Genomic DNA, 18,344 nt, shown 5'->3' on the forward strand with positions numbered 1-18,344 from the left:
ATTAACGTACCTTCAGCGTTGCCAGGCCAATCAGCACCAGCATCAGCGAAATAATCCAGAAGCGCACAATTACGCGCGGTTCCGGCCAGCCTTTCAGTTCATAGTGATGGTGAATCGGCGCCATACGGAAGATGCGCTGCCCGCGCAGCTTAAAGGAGCCAACCTGCAGAATGACCGACAGCGTTTCCACAACAAATACGCCGCCCATGATTACCAGCAGGAACTCCTGACGCAGCAGCACGGCAATAATGCCCAGCGCGCCGCCCAGCGCCAGCGAACCGACGTCTCCCATAAAGACCTGCGCCGGATAGGTGTTAAACCACAGGAAGCCTAACCCCGCACCGACAATCGCCGTACAGACGATCACCAGTTCACCGGCATGGCGTAAATACGGAATGTGCAGATAGTTGGCAAAGTTCATGTTACCGGTCGCCCATGCCACCAGCGCAAAACCCGCGGCCACGAACACGGTCGGCATAATCGCCAGACCATCCAGGCCATCGGTGAGGTTTACCGCGTTGCCAGTGCCCACAATCACGAAGTACGCCAGCAGCACGTAGAACAGCCCCAACTGCGGCATGACATCTTTAAAGAACGGCACCACCAGCTCGGTAGCCGGGGTATCTTTACCGGCGAGGTACAGCGCAAAGGCTACACCCAGCGCAATCACCGACATCCAGAAGTACTTCCAGCGGGCAATCAACCCCTTGGTATCTTTGCGCACCACTTTGCGGTAGTCATCGACAAAACCGATAATGCCGTAGCCAATCAATACCACCAGCACGCACCATACGTACGGGTTCGACGGATATGCCCACAACAGAACGGAGATAACAATCGCGGTGAGGATCATGATCCCGCCCATGGTTGGCGTACCACGTTTACTAAAGTGCGATTCAGGACCGTCGTTACGTACAACCTGTCCAAAGGACATTTTTTGCAAGCGGGCAATCATGCGCGGGCCCATCCACAAAGAGATGAACAGCGCGGTCAGCAGGCTGACGATGGCGCGAAACGTCAGATAGGAAAAGACGTTAAAGCCGGAATAATATTTGACCAAATGTTCGGCCAGCCAAACTAACATGTCCCATTCTCCTGTAATGCGCGTACTACCTCTTCCATGGCGGCACTACGTGAACCCTTCACTAAAATCGTCATGACCTGATGTTCTGCAATCAATGCTTTAAGATGCGCGGCCAGCGCGCTTTTATCCGCAAAATGTTCGCCAACGCCGCTGGCGTCGCTAATTGCCTGACTCAGTTTTCCTGTACTCAGTACACGGTCGATACCTGCTGCTTTCGCAGCAACACCTACCTGTACATGGCATGCTTCACTTTCTGCGCCAAGCTCTGCCATATCGCCAACGACCAGTACGCGATAGCCCGGCATTTCAGACAGCACCTGCACCGCTGCGGTCATCGAACCGACGTTCGCGTTATAGGAGTCGTCAAGCAGCAGCTGATTTTCTGCGAGTTGAATCGGGAACAGACGTCCTGGTACCGCTTGCAGATCTTTCAAACCCGCTTTGATCGCCTCGTGCGTCGCGCCTACCGCCATAGAAAGCGCAGCCGCCGCCAGGGCGTTGGCTATGTTGTGGCGACCCGGCAACGGCAGCAGGACATCAATACTTCCGGTCGGCGTTTGCAGAGAAAATTCCGTGCCATGCGAGGTCACATGAACGTTGGTCGCAGAAAAGTCGCTGTTGGCCACATTCGGGGAGAAGCGCCAGACTTTGCGATCGCCGATGATGCTTTGCCAGTTCAACCAGTCGTTGTTGTCGGCATTCATAATGGCGATACCGTTCGCAGACAGGCCGGTAAAAATCTCACCTTTTGCCTTCGCAACGCCCGCCAGAGAGCCGAAACCTTCCAGGTGCGCGGCGGCCAGATTGTTCACCAGCGCCGCTTCCGGACGCGTCAGGCCGACGGTCCAGGCGATTTCGCCCTGATGGTTGGCGCCAAGCTCAATCACGGCATAGTCGTAATCGTTGTTTAAGCGCAGCAGCGTCATCGGTACGCCGATGTCGTTATTCAGATTGCCCGCGGTATATAGGGTGTTACCACACTGGCTCAGAATGGCAGCCGTCATCTCTTTGACGGACGTTTTACCGGATGAGCCGGTCAGCGCGACAACGCGCGCCGGAACCTGAGCGCGAACCCACGCCGCCAGTTCACCAAACGCCAGACGCGTATCTTTAACAATCAGCTGCGGCAGGTTGGTGTCCAACGGGCGGCTGACCAGCAGCGCACCCGCCCCGCTCTCTTGCGCTTTGTCGGCAAAATCGTGGGCGTCAAAGCGTTCGCCTTTCAGCGCCACAAACAGGCAGCCCGGCGTCACTTTACGCGTATCGGTTGTTACGGCATCAAGGGTCAGATCGGCCCCTTTCAATTCGCCCTGGAGGATCTCCGCCAGTTGGCTGAGCGTTACGCTAATCATGCGATAACCCCCAGCAGACGCGCTGCGGTCACGCGGTCAGAATAGTCGAGACGCTGCGAGCCGACGATCTGGTAATCTTCGTGACCTTTCCCGGCCACCAGAACCACGTCGTTTTCTTTCGCCTGCATAATGGCGTTTGTCACAGCTTCTGCGCGCCCTTCCATCACCTTCGCCTGTCCGGCATCCAGCATACCCGCCAGAATGTCGTTAATAATGGCACGCGGCTCCTCGGTACGCGGGTTGTCATCAGTCACCACGACAACATCTGCAAACTGCTCGGCGATTGCGCCCATCAACGGACGTTTGCCTTTATCGCGATCGCCGCCGCAGCCGAAGACGCACCACAGTTTGCCTGTACAGTGCAAACGTGCCGCCTGCAGCGCTTTTTCCAGCGCATCTGGCGTATGGGCGTAATCAACCACCACGGTGGTTTTACCCGGCGCGCTGAACACTTCCATACGCCCGCAAACCGGCTGCAATTGTGTCGCAGTTTTCAGTAAATCAGCTAACGGATAGCCCAGTGCCAACAGCGTTGCCAGCGCCAGCAGAAGATTGCTGACGTTAAACGCCCCCATCAGGCGGCTTTCAATTTCGCCGTCGCCCCATGAGGAGGTAAAACGAATCGTTGCCCCACTGTCGTGATACTTCACGTCAACCGCTTTTAACCAACGACCATGACAGTTCGGGTTGATGTGGTCTTCCATCGAAACGGCAACCGCATCCGGGAGTTTCGCCAGCCAGCGACGACCGACTTCATCATCCGCATTGACGATGGCCTGGCCGCAATGGTGCGTGGAATACAGCAGCCATTTCGCGGCTTCGTAATGTTCCATGTCGCCGTGGTAGTCGAGATGGTCGCGGCTTAAGTTAGTAAATACTGATGCGGCAAACTTCAGCGCCGCGACGCGATGCTGAACCAGGCCGTGTGAAGAGACTTCCATCGCGCCAACCGTTGCGCCCTGCGCAGCCAGCCCCGCCAGCACATGCTGGACATCAACGGCTGAACCGGTGGTATTTTCCGTCGGGATCACTTTGCCCAGCAGGCCATTGCCTACTGTTCCCATTACCGCGCTGGTTTCGCCAAGCAGTTGGCTCCACTGTGCCAGCAATTGGGTGGTGGTGGTTTTACCGTTAGTCCCGGTTACGCCGACCAGACGCATTTTCTCAGAAGGCTCGTGGTAAAAACGGCCCGCCAGTGCAGATAAACGTTCGTTAAGCTGACTGAGATAGATGACCGGAACGCCATGCATTTCACGGATTTCACCATCAGTAGCTTCATCTTTTGCTTCTGCAATAATGGCAGCCACACCTTGCGCTATCGCCTGCGGGATATACCGACGCCCGTCCGCCTGATGACCCAATACTGCGACAAAGAGATCACCTGATGCAGCCACACGGCTGTCAAGCGTCATCTCCCGCAGTGCTCGCTCCGGTGCACCCGGCACCCATGGAGCAAGAAGGTCGCGCAAATTACGATCTGCCACCTGTTGCCTCGCCTTGATTATTCACAAATTCATTTTTATCGCCCGTTGTCAGCGCATCCGGCTCGATGTTCATGGTGCGCAGTACGCCGCCCATGATGGCACCAAAGACCGGCGCGGAAACGGCGCCACCGTAGTATTTACCCGCCTGCGGATCGTTGATAACAACAACCAGCGCGAAGCGCGGCTGACTCGCAGGCGCAACGCCTGCGGTATAAGCAATGTATTTGTTGATGTAGCGGCCATCCGGCCCTACTTTTTTCGCCGTACCGGTTTTGATAGCGATGCGATAGCCTTTAATCGCCGCCTTCACGCCGCCGCCGCCCGGCAGCGCCACGCTTTCCATCATGTGCACCACGGTACGAACGGTCGCTTCCGGGAAAATACGTTCGCCCGGTACAGGAGGGTCAACTTTGGTAATCGACAGTGGACGATAAACGCCGTAGCTGCCGATCGTTGCATAGACTCGCGCTAACTGTAACGGCGTTACCATTAGCCCGTAGCCGAAAGAGAAGGTGGCCCTCTCTATGTCAGACCACCGTTGTTTTTGAGGATATAAGCCACTGCGTTCTCCGACCAACCCCAAATTGGTCGCTTTTCCCAGCCCAAAACGTGAGTAAGTATCTACTAACGCTGAGGACGGCATCGCTAACGCCAGCTTGGAAACACCGACGTTACTCGACTTCTGCAAAACCCCGGTGAGGGTTAATTCGCTATAACGCGCCACGTCTTTGATTTCGTGACCATTAATTCGGTAAGGGATAGTGTTGAGGACGGTATTTTCGCGTACCACGCCACGCTGCAGCGCGGTCATCACCACCATCGGTTTAACGGTAGAACCCGGTTCAAACACGTCGGTGATGGTACGGTTACGCATCGCGTCTTTTGGCGTACCGGTGAGATTGTTCGGGTTGTAGGACGGACTGTTGGCCATGGCCAGCACTTCACCGGTATTCACATCCACCAGTACCGCACTGCCTGACTCCGCCTTGTTGAACGCCACGGCGTTATTCAGTTCACGGTAGACCAGTGCCTGTAAACGCTCATCAATGCTCAACGCGAGGTTATGCGCCGCCTGGCTGTCGGTAGAGGAGATATCTTCAATGACGCGGCCATAACGGTCTTTACGTACAATACGTTCACCCGGTTGTCCGGTGAGCCACTTGTCGAAGCTCTTCTCAACGCCTTCAATCCCCTGGCTGTCGACGTTAGTAAAGCCGATGAGGTGAGCAGTCACTTCTCCGGAAGGATAGTAACGGCGGGATTCTTCGCGCAGGTGGATACCTGGCAGCTTCAGTTTTTTGATGTAGTCAGCCATGTCAGGGTTTACCTGACGCGCCAGATAGATGAAGCGCCCTTTCGGGTTGGCGTTAATGCGGGAAGCCAGTTGATCGAGCGGGAGATTCAGCGCGGTTGACAGCGCTCTCCAGCGTTCGCCAACGCTCACGCCACCTGCATCATGTACTTCTTTCGGGTCGGCCCATATAGCTTTAACCGGAACGCTCACCGCCAGCGGACGACCAGAGCGGTCGGTAATCATTCCGCGTGATGTAGACACTTCCTGAACGCGTAGAGAGCGCATATCACCCTGACGCACCAGCATGTCCGGCGCGATGATTTGCAGCCAGGCAACGCGCCCCAGCAGAAAACCCAGTGCCAGCAAAATACAGCCGCACAGTAACGCAAAACGCCAACTGATAAAGTTGGCTTGTTCTTCCTGGCGTTTTGGTTTGTGCGTTTTTGCCGCTGCTTTCATGCGTCGCGTTTATCCTTATTTTTGTACTACGATATTTTCTTGTGAGGGATCGACATGCTGCATTTGCAGCTTTTCCGTTGCGATCCGTTCAACACGGCTATGGTCGCCGAGCGCGTTCTCCTCAAGGATCAAGTTGCGCCATTCGATATCCAGCGCATCTCGCTCCAGAACCAGCTGCTCACGCTGCGCGGTCAGTAACCGCGTATGGTGGGCTGTTGTCACGACGGTAACCGCCGTCAAAATAATGCAAATGAACAGGCAGAGTGGCAGCTTCCCATACCGCAAAAGATCGTCACCGATCACGCCAGGCAAGGCATGGCGCTCGTTGCTTCCTATCGATCCTTTAACTTTGCTGAGGGCTTCTGTCACTCTGCTGATCATGCGTTCGTCCTCTCTGCAATACGCAGAACTGAACTACGGGCACGAGGATTCTCAGCTACCTCTTCTTCACCCGGCATCATCTTGCCTAGTGCTCTTAACTCACGGCCGCCCAGCTTTTTGATCTGCGCTTCGGTCATCGGTATTCCAGCCGGTACCTGAGGACCACGGCTTTGTTCACGCATAAAGCGTTTCACAATGCGGTCTTCAAGCGAATGGAAACTGATGATCGAAAGGCGACCACCTGGAGCCAGCACGCTGAGCGAGCTTTTTAGCGCCTGCTCTATCTCCTCCAGTTCACTGTTCACCCAAATGCGCACCGCCTGGAAGGTACGGGTCGCGGGATGTTTGAATTTGTCCTTCACCGGCATTGCCGCTGCAATAACTTCCGCCAGCTCTTTGGTGCGGGTCATCGGTTCGATGCGGTTGCGCTCCACGATGGCGCGCGCAATGCGTTTGCCGAAGCGCTCTTCGCCAAAGGTTTTAATCACCCAGGCAATGTCTGCTTCATCGGCGGTTTGCAGCCATTCGGCCGCTGACTGACCGCGTGTTGGGTCCATACGCATGTCTAACGGACCGTCACGCATAAACGAGAAACCGCGCTCTGCGTCATCGAGCTGCGGTGAAGAAACGCCGAGATCGAGAAGAATCCCGTCGATCTTACCGGTCAGTCCACGCTCGGCGACATAGTCAGCCAGCGCAGAGAAAGGTCCGTGTACGATGGAGAAACGGGGATCGGTAATCGTTTTTGCAACGGCAATAGCCTGCGGATCGCGATCGATTGCCAGTAAACGTCCCTCTTCGCCAAGCTGGGAGAGGATCAGACGTGAGTGACCACCGCGACCAAATGTCCCGTCAATGTAGATGCCGTCTGGACGAATATTCAGGCCGTTTACGGCTTCATCCAGCAACACCGTTGTATGTTTATAATTTTCCGTCATTTTATAGAGACAAATCCTGCAATCGTTCCGACAACGCGCCAGTAACAGACTGCTCAGCGTCGATATCTTCCTTGACCTGTTGATACCAGGTCGTTTCATCCCACAGCTCAAACTTATTGAACTGCCCAACCAGCATCACTTCTTTCGTTAGCCCTGCGTGTTGCCGCAGAATGGGTGCTATCAGTAATCGACCAGCGTTATCCATCTGACATTCGCTGGCATGACCCAACAATAAGCGCTGTACGCGACGCTCAACTGGATTCATGCTCGACAGACGCGATAGCTTCTGCTCGATTATTTCCCATTCAGGCAGGGGGTACAGCAGCAGGCACGGGTGATGGATGTCAATGGTGCAAACCATTTGACCGGTAGCGCTCTCAAGCAGTTGATCCCGATAACGGGTAGGCACGGATAAGCGCCCTTTACTGTCGAGATTAACTAACGTTGCTCCCCGGAACATGCCAGTCTCACCCCCAATTACCACTTTATCCCACAAATTCCCACTTAAAGGAGTTTACGGAGCGGAGGAAAACCTTGTCAAGCAAGTCGCGGCGCTTAGCGGAGCAAAAAACCCATTGTTTACGGCTAATATCAGCGTTGAACAAATTCCGTACAGCAAACGAAGCAAATTAACGTCATGAATATTTGTAAGAAAAAAATCCAACAACTCATCATTGTTTAAAACAACTGAATATCATCCAAAGAAAATATAAAGTGTCAGTTTGCGACGCGAGCGGCATTTTAGGACAATATGCAGCGAGTTAACAGTACCAGTTAATCGCTCTGTACGCCGCGCAGAGCCGAGGTAAGCCCCAGATAGCCGCAATACGAGAGCAAAGTGTTTGTTAATTCGGCAAATCCATACAAGCATGTAACAAAATAATACAAGCGTAACGCGTCGTTACGTATCAATAACCCAAAAATGGATAGTTGCATTTTTAATTCGGGGGTATTCAAGAATGAATTTCAGATAATTCTAAAGAATATTCTTAAATATAATGCGGTTATTTCTGAGAATAGAAAAATTGAAGACGTCAGCGGCTTATCCCACCGACGTCATCAATTGAGGAAACTTAGTTACGGCTGAGAATACCGCGACGGTACAGATTACGCCGTATACGCGTTAAACCTGGTTTTGGTTTACGCGGTTCGTCCAGACTTGCCAGTACAATCTCCAGCACGCGTTCTGCGACATCACGATGGCGCTGTGCCACTGCCAGTACCGGGCACTGCAGGAAGTCGAGCAGTTCGTGATCGCCAAAAGTCGCAATCGCTAAATCAGACGGCAGTTGCCCGTCACGACGCAGGGTCACATCCATCACGCCCTGCAACAGGGCAAACGACGTGGTAAACAACGCCTGAGGCATTGGGTGCGTTTCCAGCCATTTATCAAACAGCTGCGCAGCCGCTTCCCGCTCATAGCTGTTGGCGTACAGGAAATGGACTTCACGCGGATCGTCCTTCCACGCGGTACGAAAACCCTGTTCGCGCAGGAAGCTGACGGATAATTCAGGAAGCGCGCCCAGATAGAGGACGGTTTCAGCAGGGAATTTGCGTAACTCCTCTGCCAGCATTTCGGCATCATCCTGATCCGCACCCACAACGCTGGTAAAATGTTCGCGATCCAGTGCACGATCCAGCGCCACAATCGGGAATGAACTGTTTGCCCAGCGTTGGTAGAACGGATGCTCAGGCGGCAAAGAAGTCGACACAATAATGGCATCGACCTGGCGCTGTAAAAGATGCTCAATACAGCGCATTTCGTTATCCGGCTGATCTTCAGAGCAGGCAATCAACAGCTGATACCCACGCTGACGCGCCTGGCGTTCCAGATAGTTTGCGATCCGGGTATAGCTTGTGTTCTCAAGATCCGGGATCACCAGCCCGATAGAACGTGTGCGTCCAGCACGCAGCCCGGCCGCCACGGCATTCGGGTGGTAATTATGCTCACGCACCACCGCCATGACTTTTTCAACCGTTTTGTCGCTTACGCGATATTGCTTTGCTTTGCCATTAATAACGTAGCTTGCAGTCGTTCGCGAAACGCCGGCCAACCGAGCGATTTCATCCAGTTTCACAATTGCCCCTTGCGTAAAATGTACAAACCATAACCTTTTAGATGGCATGGGTTAAACTTCTTAACATCTAAGCGCAGAATAATGACTGCGGCAACCGCTTTTGTCTCTGGTTACTGCTGATTTCGCAAAAAAAAGCGCAGCAGGTAGCATCAGCGAAAGCGGGTTCGTTACCTGCAGGCAGGATAAGGCGTTTATGCCGCTATCCGGCATGACCTCCACGATGAGGCCTGATAGCGCTTTGCTTACCAGGCCTACGGTTGACGATTAGCGCATAATTTTATCGCCACGGGAGAGTCCCACCACACCGGAACGAGCAACTTCCACAATTTTGGCGACTTCACGTAGGGTTGCCAGAAACGCATCCAGCTTGTCGCTGGTGCCCGCCAGTTGTACGGTGTAGATAGACGGCGTCACGTCGATGATTTGCCCGCGGAAAATCTCCGTGTTGCGTTTCACCTCTTCCCGGCCATAACCGCTGGCCTGGATTTTCACCAGCATGATTTCTCGTTCAACGTGAGCGCCCTGCCCCAGCTCGCTAACGCGCAGAACATCCACCAGTTTGTGGAGCTGCTTTTCGATCTGCTCAAGGACTTTCTCATCCCCTACCGTCTGAATCGTCATCCGCGATAAGGTCGGGTCGTCGGTCGGCGCGACGGTCAGGCTTTCAATGTTGTATCCACGCTGGGCGAAGAGGCCAATCACCCGCGATAATGCACCCGACTCATTTTCCAGCAATACTGATAATATCCGGCGCATAATCAGGTCCTCTCCGTTTTGCTTAGCCACATTTCATCCATCCCGCCCCCACGAATCTGCATCGGGTAGACATGCTCACTGCCGTCGACGGTGACGTCGACAAACACCAGGCGATGGTTACGCACATGCTCCAGCGCTTCACCCAGCTTGCTCTCCAGTTCATCTGGATGATTAATCTGGATACCGATATGCCCATAAGCCTCAGCAAGGCGCACAAAATCGGGCAGCGACTGCATGTAAGACTGGGAGTGACGCCCGGAGTAGATCATGTCCTGCCATTGTTTGACCATGCCGAGATAACGGTTGTTAAGGTTGAGCACCAGCACCGGCAGTTCATACTGCAGCGCCGTCGACAGCTCCTGGATATTCATCTGAATGCTGCCATCCCCGGTGACGCACACTACCGTTTCATCCGGCAATGCCATTTTCACCCCTAACGCCGCAGGTAAACCGAATCCCATCGTGCCGAGGCCGCCTGAGTTAATCCAGCGACGCGGTTTATCGAACGGATAATAAAGTGCGGCAAACATCTGATGCTGGCCAACGTCAGAGGTCACATACGCTTCCCCTTTTGTCAGACGCCAGATGGTTTCAATCACCGCCTGCGGCTTAATGCTTTCGCTTTGCGTGTCGTATTTCAGACACTGACGGGCACGCCAGTGCTCAATCTGTTGCCACCAGTCACGGTTATCATCCAGTGGCTGCTGTGATTTCTCCTGCTCCAGCAGTTCGAGCATTTGATCCAGCACCAGACGGGCATCACCCACAATCGGAATATCCGCAGTAACGGTTTTAGAAATAGAGGTCGGGTCGATGTCGATATGCAGCACGGTCGCATTCGGACAATATTTTGCCAGGTTATTTGTTGTTCGATCGTCAAAGCGAACGCCGACAGCAAAGATCACATCGGAATGATGCATGGTCATATTCGCTTCGTAGGTACCGTGCATCCCTAACATGCCCAGCGCCTGAAGATGCGTGGCCGGAAACGCGCCCAACCCCATTAGCGAGGAGACAACCGGCAGATTCAACGCTTCAGCAATCTGAGCTAACTGCTCATGGCAAGCGGCATTGACCGCGCCACCGCCCACATAGACAACCGGTTTCTTCGCCGCGACCAGTGTCTGTAGCGCCCGTTTGATCTGTCCTTTATGTCCCGTCGTCGTCGGATTATACGAGCGCATACTCACCGAGTCCGGCCAGCTATAAGGCAGTTTCTTCGCCGGATTCAGAATATCCTTCGGCAAATCCACCACCACCGGCCCAGGACGACCGCTTGCTGCCAGCCAGAAGGCTTTTTTCAGCACCTGTGGAATATCTTCCGTTTGTTTGACAAGGAAGCTGTGTTTTACCACCGGGCGGGATATACCTACCATGTCGCACTCCTGGAAGGCATCGTAGCCAATCAGCGACGTTGCGACCTGTCCGGAGAGGATCACCAGCGGAATGGAATCCATGTAAGCCGTTGCGATTCCGGTAATCGCGTTGGTCGCCCCCGGTCCGGAGGTAACTAATACGACCCCCACTTCTCCCGTGGCACGCGCAAGGCCATCAGCCATATGTACCGCCGCTTGTTCATGGCGAACCAGCACATGATCAATACCGCCGACCGTATGCAGCGCATCATAAATATCGAGAACGGCCCCCCCGGGATAACCGAATACCTGCTTCACACCCTGATCGATGAGCGATCGGACGACCATCTCGGCTCCAGACAACATCTCCATGGCTTGCCTCACTCTTATAATGAATTACGGTTTAACAACACATTAACCGCTGACGATGACGCATGGCAATTGACTCCGAAGGGGTGGCACTGGAGTAAATAAGAATAAAAAGGAGGAAAGACGCGAATAAACGGAGAATTAAACCAACATAAGCAATCAGTATGATAAATAATCGCTTAAAAATGGGAACTTACAGCAATTACTCTATTTTTTGACACTTTTGGACAGACGTAAAAAATAGAGTTCAGCATAAAATTTCAGTTATAAAGACAAAAGCAGAATAAACAGGATGTATTGCCCAGTTTACTCTGCCAAATGCTACTGCTTACAAACGGAGACTAACAGCTCTTCCATCCATTGATGTCCTTTATCCCGGCCCGCAGCTTCATGCCAGGAAAGATAGCATGTGCGGCTGTTCAATTTTAACGGTAAAGGTAAGATCTGTAGTTCTAAAGAATCGGCAAATTCTTCTGCTAACCAACGCGGCGCAATAGAGACCAAATGCGTTTGCGACACAATATTAAGAACGCTAATTAATGCCATGCCCTGATAAGCTACGCAGGATTGTTTATCCGGTGTGTCATACCATGGTTGGCTGAATGATGCGAAGCGATCAAGTGACACCACCGCATGCTGTTCATTATAGACATCGCTTTCCAGTAACGGACCACTAATGCGCGGATGCTTTTTACTTGCGACTAACACCATTTCGTCATTGAATAACGGAATACTGGTAAATTCAGGACGACGGAATTCTTCATAGCTAATAACGAATTCTGTTTCCTGGTAACGTAATTGATGCTCTGTATTTTGATTTAGTGAAGATTTAAATACGACATGAATGTTTGGTGCAACTTGCTCAACCCGATTATAAATCAACGACGTCAGGATATTATCCAATGGGCTGCATACGCAAAGATTGAATACGCGCTCGCTGCTGGCTGGCTCAAAACCCGATCCAGGCAGTTCATTTTGCACTAATTGCAATGCCTGGCGAACAGAACCAAATAGCTGGAAGGCTCTTGCTGTCGGCTGGATACCGCGTCCATAACGAACAAAAAGCTCATCATTAAACATCACTTTCAGGCGCGCGACCGCATTACTGACAGCGGGTTGGGACATCCCCAAAGTATGCGCGGCACGGGTAATGTTTTGTTCTTGCATCACCGCATCAAAGACGGTTAATAAATTAAGATCAACCATGCGAAGCTGTGGCTTCCCCATATCTATAATATTTGTTTTATCTATTATTTTTACTTCTGGCATATTTAACTCCACTGTCACTCTAAACTCCCTTTTCCCAGACGGAGTGAAGAAATAATCTCCGTTAATATGATTTACCATACATATAAGATGAGAAAAAGAAAAAACATTAAAATTAGGAAAACATAAAGGCACAAACCTAAATGAACAAAAGACCAATGCGAGCGCAGTGTGGCAGGTGTCACTGCACGGTGATTCATATGTTTAAATTTCAAAAACAATATAACCATAAGCATGGCGAATATACAATCATACGTATCGTGAATACGTATTTAAGTTTTAATTAAATGTTTATATTATTAATACATTAAAAGTTAACATTAATTTATCAATTATGTGGTGTTACACTGTCCATAGCCATTCACGATTACTATAAAAACAGATAAATCATAAAGATATGAAATCCCAAGAACGACCTTTTCTTCAGTTCGCCGTTACAATAAATGCAAATAATTATGCTCAAATATGTCAAACCATGAAAAGTATGTACAACCATCAACTGATTAATTTTATGTACTCCGAAAAATTCAGCACAATTCGCTTAAGTTTTGCAGAAACTTCTCCCCTTGAGTAAGGCATTTGCTGGGGTGAGGGTTGACATCAGTCTTCATATCCAGTACCACTAAAAGCATATCGCATTCGCCTGGAGCTTAATTGATGACTTACATTGCTCGTTTTAACGGTCTACTACTACTAAACGCATCTTCATTGCGCGGTAGACTGGTGGACGACATTCAGCATTAAGTCAGCTCCAGTTAAGACAAAAACCCGCGCCGTTGCGCGGGTTTTTTTATGCTCGAAGCAAGGCGCCCTAAGAAACCAAGGACCTAAACCATGAGCCAGCAAGTCATTATTTTCGATACCACCTTACGCGATGGTGAACAGGCGTTACAGGCAAGCCTGAGTGTGAAAGAAAAACTGCAGATTGCGCTGGCCCTTGAGCGTATGGGCGTTGACGTGATGGAAGTAGGTTTCCCCGTTTCTTCACCGGGCGACTTTGAGTCAGTTCAGACCATTGCTCGTCAGGTTAAAAACAGCCGCGTTTGCGCCTTAGCCCGCTGCGTAGAAAAAGATATCGACGTCGCTGCAGAATCGCTGAAAGTCGCTGAAGCTTTCCGTATTCATACGTTTATCGCCACCTCGCCGATGCACATCGCGACGAAATTACGCAGTACGCTGGATGAGGTCATTGAGCGCGCGGTCTACATGGTTAAGCGTGCGCGTAATTATACCGATGACGTGGAGTTCTCCTGCGAAGATGCAGGCCGTACCCCTATCGCCGATCTGGCTCGCGTGGTTGAAGCTGCCATTAACGCGGGTGCTAAAACCATTAACATCCCTGATACCGTCGGTTACACCATGCCTTTCGAATTTGGGGCAATCATTTCTGGCTTGTATGAACGCGTACCAAATATCGATAAAGCCATCATCTCCGTACACACCCATGATGATTTAGGTTTGGGCGTAGGCAACGCACTGGCAGCCGTTCACGCCGGAGCGCGTCAGGTGGAAGGCGCGATGAACGGTATCGGCGAACGCGCCGGTAACTGCTCACTGGAAGAAGTGATCATGGCGATCAAGGTGCGTAAAGATATCCTGAATGTACAGACCCGCATCAATCACCAGGAGATCTGGCGTACCAGTCAGTTAGTCAGCCAAATCTGCAACATGCCAATTCCGGCAAACAAAGCCATTGTCGGTAGCGGCGCCTTTGCCCACTCCTCCGGCATCCATCAGGACGGCGTACTGAAAAACCGTGAAAACTACGAAATCATGACGCCTGAATCCATTGGTCTGAACCAGGTACAGTTGAACCTGACCTCCCGTTCCGGACGCGCCGCGGTGAAACACCGTATGGACGAGATGGGATATAAAGAAAATGAATATAGCCTGGACAACCTGTACGACGCATTCCTGAAACTGGCGGACAAAAAAGGTCAGGTATTTGATTACGACCTGGAAGCGCTGGCCTTCATTAATAAACAGCAGGAAGAACCGGAGCATTTCCGTCTGGATTACTTCAGCGTGCAGTCCGGCTCCAATGACATCGCCACCGCCTCCGTCAAGCTGGCCTGTGGTGAAGAAGTTAAAGCCGAAGCGGCGAACGGTAACGGTCCGGTCGATGCTATTTATCAGGCCATCAACCGTGTAACTGAGTACAACATCGAACTGGTGAAATACAGCCTGACCGCCAAAGGGCACGGTAAAGATGCGCTGGGTCAGGTGGATATCGTTGCCAACTATAACGGTCGTCGTTTCCACGGCGTCGGTCTGGCGACAGATATCGTCGAATCTTCTGCTAAAGCGATGGTGCATGTGCTGAACAACATCTGGCGCGCCGAAGAAGTCGAAAAAGAATTGCAACGCAAAGCTCAGAACAACGAGAACAACAAGGAAACCGTGTGATGTCGAAGAATTATCATATTGCTGTTTTGCCGGGTGACGGTATTGGCCCGGAAGTGATGGCGCAAGCCCTGAAGGTACTGGACGCAATCCGTAACCGTTTTAACATGCGCATTACCACCAGCCACTACGACGTGGGTGGTGCCGCGATCGATAACCACGGTCAGCCGCTGCCACCTGCAACAGTTGAAGGCTGTGAACAAGCTGACGCCATTCTGTTTGGCTCCGTTGGCGGCCCGAAATGGGAAAACTTACCGCCAAACCAGCAGCCAGAGCGTGGCGCACTGCTGCCATTGCGTAAGCACTTCAAATTATTCAGCAACCTGCGCCCGGCTAAGCTCTACCAGGGGCTGGAAGCGTTTTGCCCTCTGCGCGCAGATATTGCCGCGAACGGTTTCGACATCCTGTGCGTACGCGAACTGACTGGCGGGATTTACTTCGGTCAACCAAAAGGCCGCGAAGGCAGCGGACAACATGAAAAAGCCTTTGATACCGAGGTTTATCACCGTTTCGAGATCGAACGTATTGCGCGTATCGCGTTTGAATCCGCTCGCAAACGTCGCCGTAAAGTTACGTCGATTGATAAAGCTAACGTACTGCAAACGTCTATTCTGTGGCGCGAAATCGTCAATGAAATTGCTAATGAATATCCAGACGTTGAACTGGCGCATATGTACATCGACAACGCGACAATGCAGTTAATTAAAGATCCATCCCAGTTCGACGTGTTGCTGTGCTCTAACCTGTTTGGTGACATTCTGTCTGATGAGTGCGCCATGATCACCGGTTCAATGGGCATGTTACCGTCCGCCAGCCTGAATGAGCAGGGCTTCGGTTTGTACGAACCTGCTGGCGGCTCCGCTCCGGACATCGCCGGGAAAAACATTGCCAACCCTATCGCCCAGATCCTGTCGCTGGCGCTGCTGCTGCGCTACAGCCTGGATGCCAATGATGCGGCAACCGCAATTGAGAGCGCCATCAACCGCGCATTAGAAGAAGGTATTCGCACCGGTGACTTAGCCCGTGGCGCTGCCGCAGTCAGTACCGATGAAATGGGCGACATCATTGCCCGTTACGTCGCAGAAGGGGTGTAATCATGGCCAAAACGTTGTACGAAAAATTGTTTGATGCGCACGTCGTCTTTGAGGCGCAAAACGAAACCCCACTGTTGTACATCGACAGGCATCTGGTGCATGAAGTGACCTCTCCGCAGGCGTTTGATGGTCTGCGCGCGCATGGCCGTCAGGTGCGCCAGCCGGGTAAAACCTTTGCCACCATGGATCACAACGTCTCTACCCAGACCAAAGATATCAACGCGTCGGGTGAGATGGCGCGCATCCAGATGCAGGAGCTGATTAAGAACTGTAACGAATTTGGCGTCGAGCTGTACGACCTGAACCATCCGTATCAGGGTATCGTTCACGTGATGGGGCCAGAACAAGGCGTAACGTTGCCGGGTATGACCATCGTCTGCGGCGATTCCCACACCGCTACACACGGCGCGTTCGGCGCACTGGCATTTGGCATTGGCACCTCTGAAGTTGAACACGTTCTGGCGACGCAGACCCTGAAACAGGGGCGCGCCAAAACCATGAAGATTGAAGTCAACGGTAAAGCAGCCCCTGGCATTACCGCCAAAGATATCGTGCTGGCGATTATCGGTAAAACCGGTAGCGCAGGCGGTACCGGACACGTGGTTGAGTTTTGTGGCGAAGCCATCCGTGCATTGAGCATGGAAGGCCGGATGACCCTGTGCAACATGGCCATTGAAATGGGTGCTAAAGCGGGTCTGGTTGCACCGGATGAAACAACCTTTAACTATGTGCAGGGTCGTTTACACGCACCGAAGGGCGAGGATTTTGACCACGCGGTTACATACTGGAAAACGCTGAAAACCGACGACAACGCGACGTTTGATACCGTCGTTACCCTGCAGGCAGAAGAGATCGCACCGCAGGTCACCTGGGGAACAAACCCGGGTCAGGTCATCTCGGTGAACGATAATATTCCCGACCCGGCGTCATTTGCCGATCCCGTTGAGCGCGCATCGGCTGAAAAAGCGCTGGCGTATATGGGGCTGAAACCGGGTATTCCGTTAACGGAAGTGGCTATCGATAAAGTGTTCATCGGTTCCTGCACCAACTCGCGTATTGAAGATTTACGCGCCGCGGCAGAAATCGCCAAAGGGCGCAAAGTTGCGCCGGGTGTGCAGGCACTGGTGGTGCCGGGCTCTGGTCCGGTGAAAGCGCAGGCGGAAGCAGAAGGTCTGGATAAGATCTTTATCGAAGCCGGTTTTGAATGGCGTTTACCGGGCTGTTCCATGTGCCTGGCGATGAACAATGACCGCCTGAACCCAGGCGAACGCTGCGCATCCACCAGCAACCGTAATTTTGAAGGTCGTCAGGGCCGCGGTGGTCGCACGCATTTAGTCAGCCCGGCCATGGCCGCCGCTGCCGCCGTAACCGGTCATTTTGCCGACATTCGCAGCATCAAATAAGGAAACTACCATGGCAGAGAAATTTACCCAGCATACCGGCCTGGTTGTCCCACTGGATGCCGCCAACGTTGATACCGACGCAATTATCCCTAAACAGTTTTTGCAGAAGGTTACGCGCACCGGTTTTGGCGCCCATCTGTTTAACGACTGGCGTTTTCTGGACGAAAAGGGCCAACAGCCGAATCCTGAGTTCGTTTTAAACTTCCCGGAATATAAAGGGGCATCAATTCTGCTCGCACGGGAAAACTTTGGCTGCGGCTCTTCACGCGAACATGCGCCGTGGGCACTGACCGATTACGGCTTTAAAGTGGTGATCGCACCAAGCTTCGCCGACATCTTCTACGGCAACAGTTTCAATAACCAACTGTTGCCGGTGACCCTGAGCGACGCGCAGGTAGATGAAATGTTCGCGCTGGTGAAAGCCAATCCGGGCATTAAATTTGAAGTGGATCTGGAAGCGCAGGTGGTGAAAGCAGGCGATAAGTCCTACAGCTTTAAAATTGACGACTTCCGCCGCCACTGCATGCTGAACGGTCTGGACAGCATCGGGCTGACGCTGCAACATGAAGCGGCCATCACCGAGTACGAAGACAAGCAGCCAGCGTTTATGCAGTAATCTCTTCCGCTG

At 52.3% G+C, this 18,344-nt stretch carries 16 protein-coding genes; 5 read left to right on the forward strand and 11 right to left on the reverse strand.

Annotation, left to right across the window (positions count from 1 at the left end; all coding sequences use genetic code 11):
• Position 1: 1 nt before the first annotated feature.
• The 11 genes from mraY to leuO all read right to left on the reverse strand — a co-directional run bounded on the left by mraY (position 2) and on the right by leuO (position 12,819).
• Positions 2–1,084, reverse strand: a complete 1,083-nt coding sequence (gene mraY, locus LY264_RS20410; RefSeq protein ID WP_003018774.1) for a phospho-N-acetylmuramoyl-pentapeptide-transferase — start codon at positions 1,082–1,084, stop codon at positions 2–4.
• Positions 1,078–2,436, reverse strand: coding sequence for a UDP-N-acetylmuramoyl-tripeptide--D-alanyl-D-alanine ligase (gene murF, locus LY264_RS20415; RefSeq protein ID WP_048227096.1), 1,359 nt, complete (start codon positions 2,434–2,436; stop codon positions 1,078–1,080). The genes mraY and murF overlap by 7 nt, the downstream gene beginning before the upstream one ends.
• The gene (murE, locus tag LY264_RS20420; RefSeq protein WP_008786196.1) at positions 2,433–3,920 is read right to left on the reverse strand and encodes a UDP-N-acetylmuramoyl-L-alanyl-D-glutamate--2,6-diaminopimelate ligase; all 1,488 of its coding nucleotides are present in this window, start codon (positions 3,918–3,920) and stop codon (positions 2,433–2,435) included. The genes murF and murE overlap by 4 nt, the downstream gene beginning before the upstream one ends.
• On the reverse strand, positions 3,907–5,673 hold the full coding sequence (gene ftsI / locus LY264_RS20425; protein ID WP_003018783.1) for a peptidoglycan glycosyltransferase FtsI: 1,767 nt from the start codon (positions 5,671–5,673) through the stop codon (positions 3,907–3,909). The genes murE and ftsI overlap by 14 nt, the downstream gene beginning before the upstream one ends.
• A 15-nt stretch (positions 5,674–5,688) precedes the next feature.
• Positions 5,689–6,054, reverse strand: coding sequence for a cell division protein FtsL (gene ftsL / locus LY264_RS20430; RefSeq protein WP_006686695.1), 366 nt, complete (start codon positions 6,052–6,054; stop codon positions 5,689–5,691).
• Positions 6,051–6,992, reverse strand: coding sequence for a 16S rRNA (cytosine(1402)-N(4))-methyltransferase RsmH (gene rsmH, locus LY264_RS20435; RefSeq protein ID WP_003018789.1), 942 nt, complete (start codon positions 6,990–6,992; stop codon positions 6,051–6,053). Before rsmH ends, ftsL begins: the two co-directional genes overlap by 4 nt.
• A 1-nt stretch (position 6,993) precedes the next feature.
• Positions 6,994–7,452 carry a division/cell wall cluster transcriptional repressor MraZ gene (mraZ, locus tag LY264_RS20440; protein WP_003018792.1) on the reverse strand — a complete coding sequence of 153 codons (459 nt, stop codon included), beginning with the start codon at positions 7,450–7,452 and terminating at the stop codon, positions 6,994–6,996.
• Between the two features lie 613 nt (positions 7,453–8,065).
• Positions 8,066–9,070, reverse strand: coding sequence for a catabolite repressor/activator (cra, locus tag LY264_RS20445; protein ID WP_003018794.1), 1,005 nt, complete (start codon positions 9,068–9,070; stop codon positions 8,066–8,068).
• 264 nt (positions 9,071–9,334) lie between these two features.
• Positions 9,335–9,826: an acetolactate synthase small subunit gene (gene ilvN / locus LY264_RS20450; RefSeq protein ID WP_003829566.1), complete on the reverse strand. Its 492-nt coding sequence runs from the start codon at positions 9,824–9,826 to the stop codon at positions 9,335–9,337.
• A gap of 2 nt (positions 9,827–9,828) precedes the next feature.
• On the reverse strand, positions 9,829–11,553 hold the full coding sequence (gene ilvI / locus LY264_RS20455; protein WP_071692313.1) for an acetolactate synthase 3 large subunit: 1,725 nt from the start codon (positions 11,551–11,553) through the stop codon (positions 9,829–9,831).
• A gap of 318 nt (positions 11,554–11,871) precedes the next feature.
• Complete coding sequence (gene leuO, locus LY264_RS20460; RefSeq protein ID WP_020996231.1) at positions 11,872–12,819, reverse strand: transcriptional regulator LeuO; 948 nt, start codon at positions 12,817–12,819, stop codon at positions 11,872–11,874.
• Between the two features lie 654 nt (positions 12,820–13,473).
• Here leuO and leuL point away from each other — a divergent pair.
• The 5 genes from leuL (at position 13,474) to leuD (ending at position 18,332) form a co-directional block, all read left to right on the forward strand.
• Positions 13,474–13,560: a leu operon leader peptide gene (gene leuL / locus LY264_RS20465; protein WP_048998978.1), complete on the forward strand. Its 87-nt coding sequence runs from the start codon at positions 13,474–13,476 to the stop codon at positions 13,558–13,560.
• Positions 13,561–13,650: 90 nt separating this feature from the next.
• A complete protein-coding gene (gene leuA, locus LY264_RS20470; protein ID WP_003829569.1) occupies positions 13,651–15,222 on the forward strand; it encodes a 2-isopropylmalate synthase in 1,572 nt (523 codons plus the stop codon).
• Positions 15,222–16,313: a 3-isopropylmalate dehydrogenase gene (gene leuB / locus LY264_RS20475; protein WP_003829570.1), complete on the forward strand. Its 1,092-nt coding sequence runs from the start codon at positions 15,222–15,224 to the stop codon at positions 16,311–16,313. The genes leuA and leuB overlap by 1 nt, the downstream gene beginning before the upstream one ends.
• A 2-nt stretch (positions 16,314–16,315) precedes the next feature.
• Entirely contained in the window at positions 16,316–17,716 is a 1,401-nt protein-coding gene (gene leuC, locus LY264_RS20480) for a 3-isopropylmalate dehydratase large subunit (RefSeq protein ID WP_048227098.1), read from the forward strand.
• 10 nt (positions 17,717–17,726) lie between these two features.
• Entirely contained in the window at positions 17,727–18,332 is a 606-nt protein-coding gene (leuD, locus tag LY264_RS20485; protein ID WP_003829572.1) for a 3-isopropylmalate dehydratase small subunit, read from the forward strand.
• Positions 18,333–18,344: the final 12 nt, after the last annotated feature.

It is taken from the genome of Citrobacter portucalensis (genome assembly GCF_023374935.1).
GTDB classification, from domain to species: Bacteria; Pseudomonadota; Gammaproteobacteria; order Enterobacterales; family Enterobacteriaceae; genus Citrobacter; species Citrobacter portucalensis.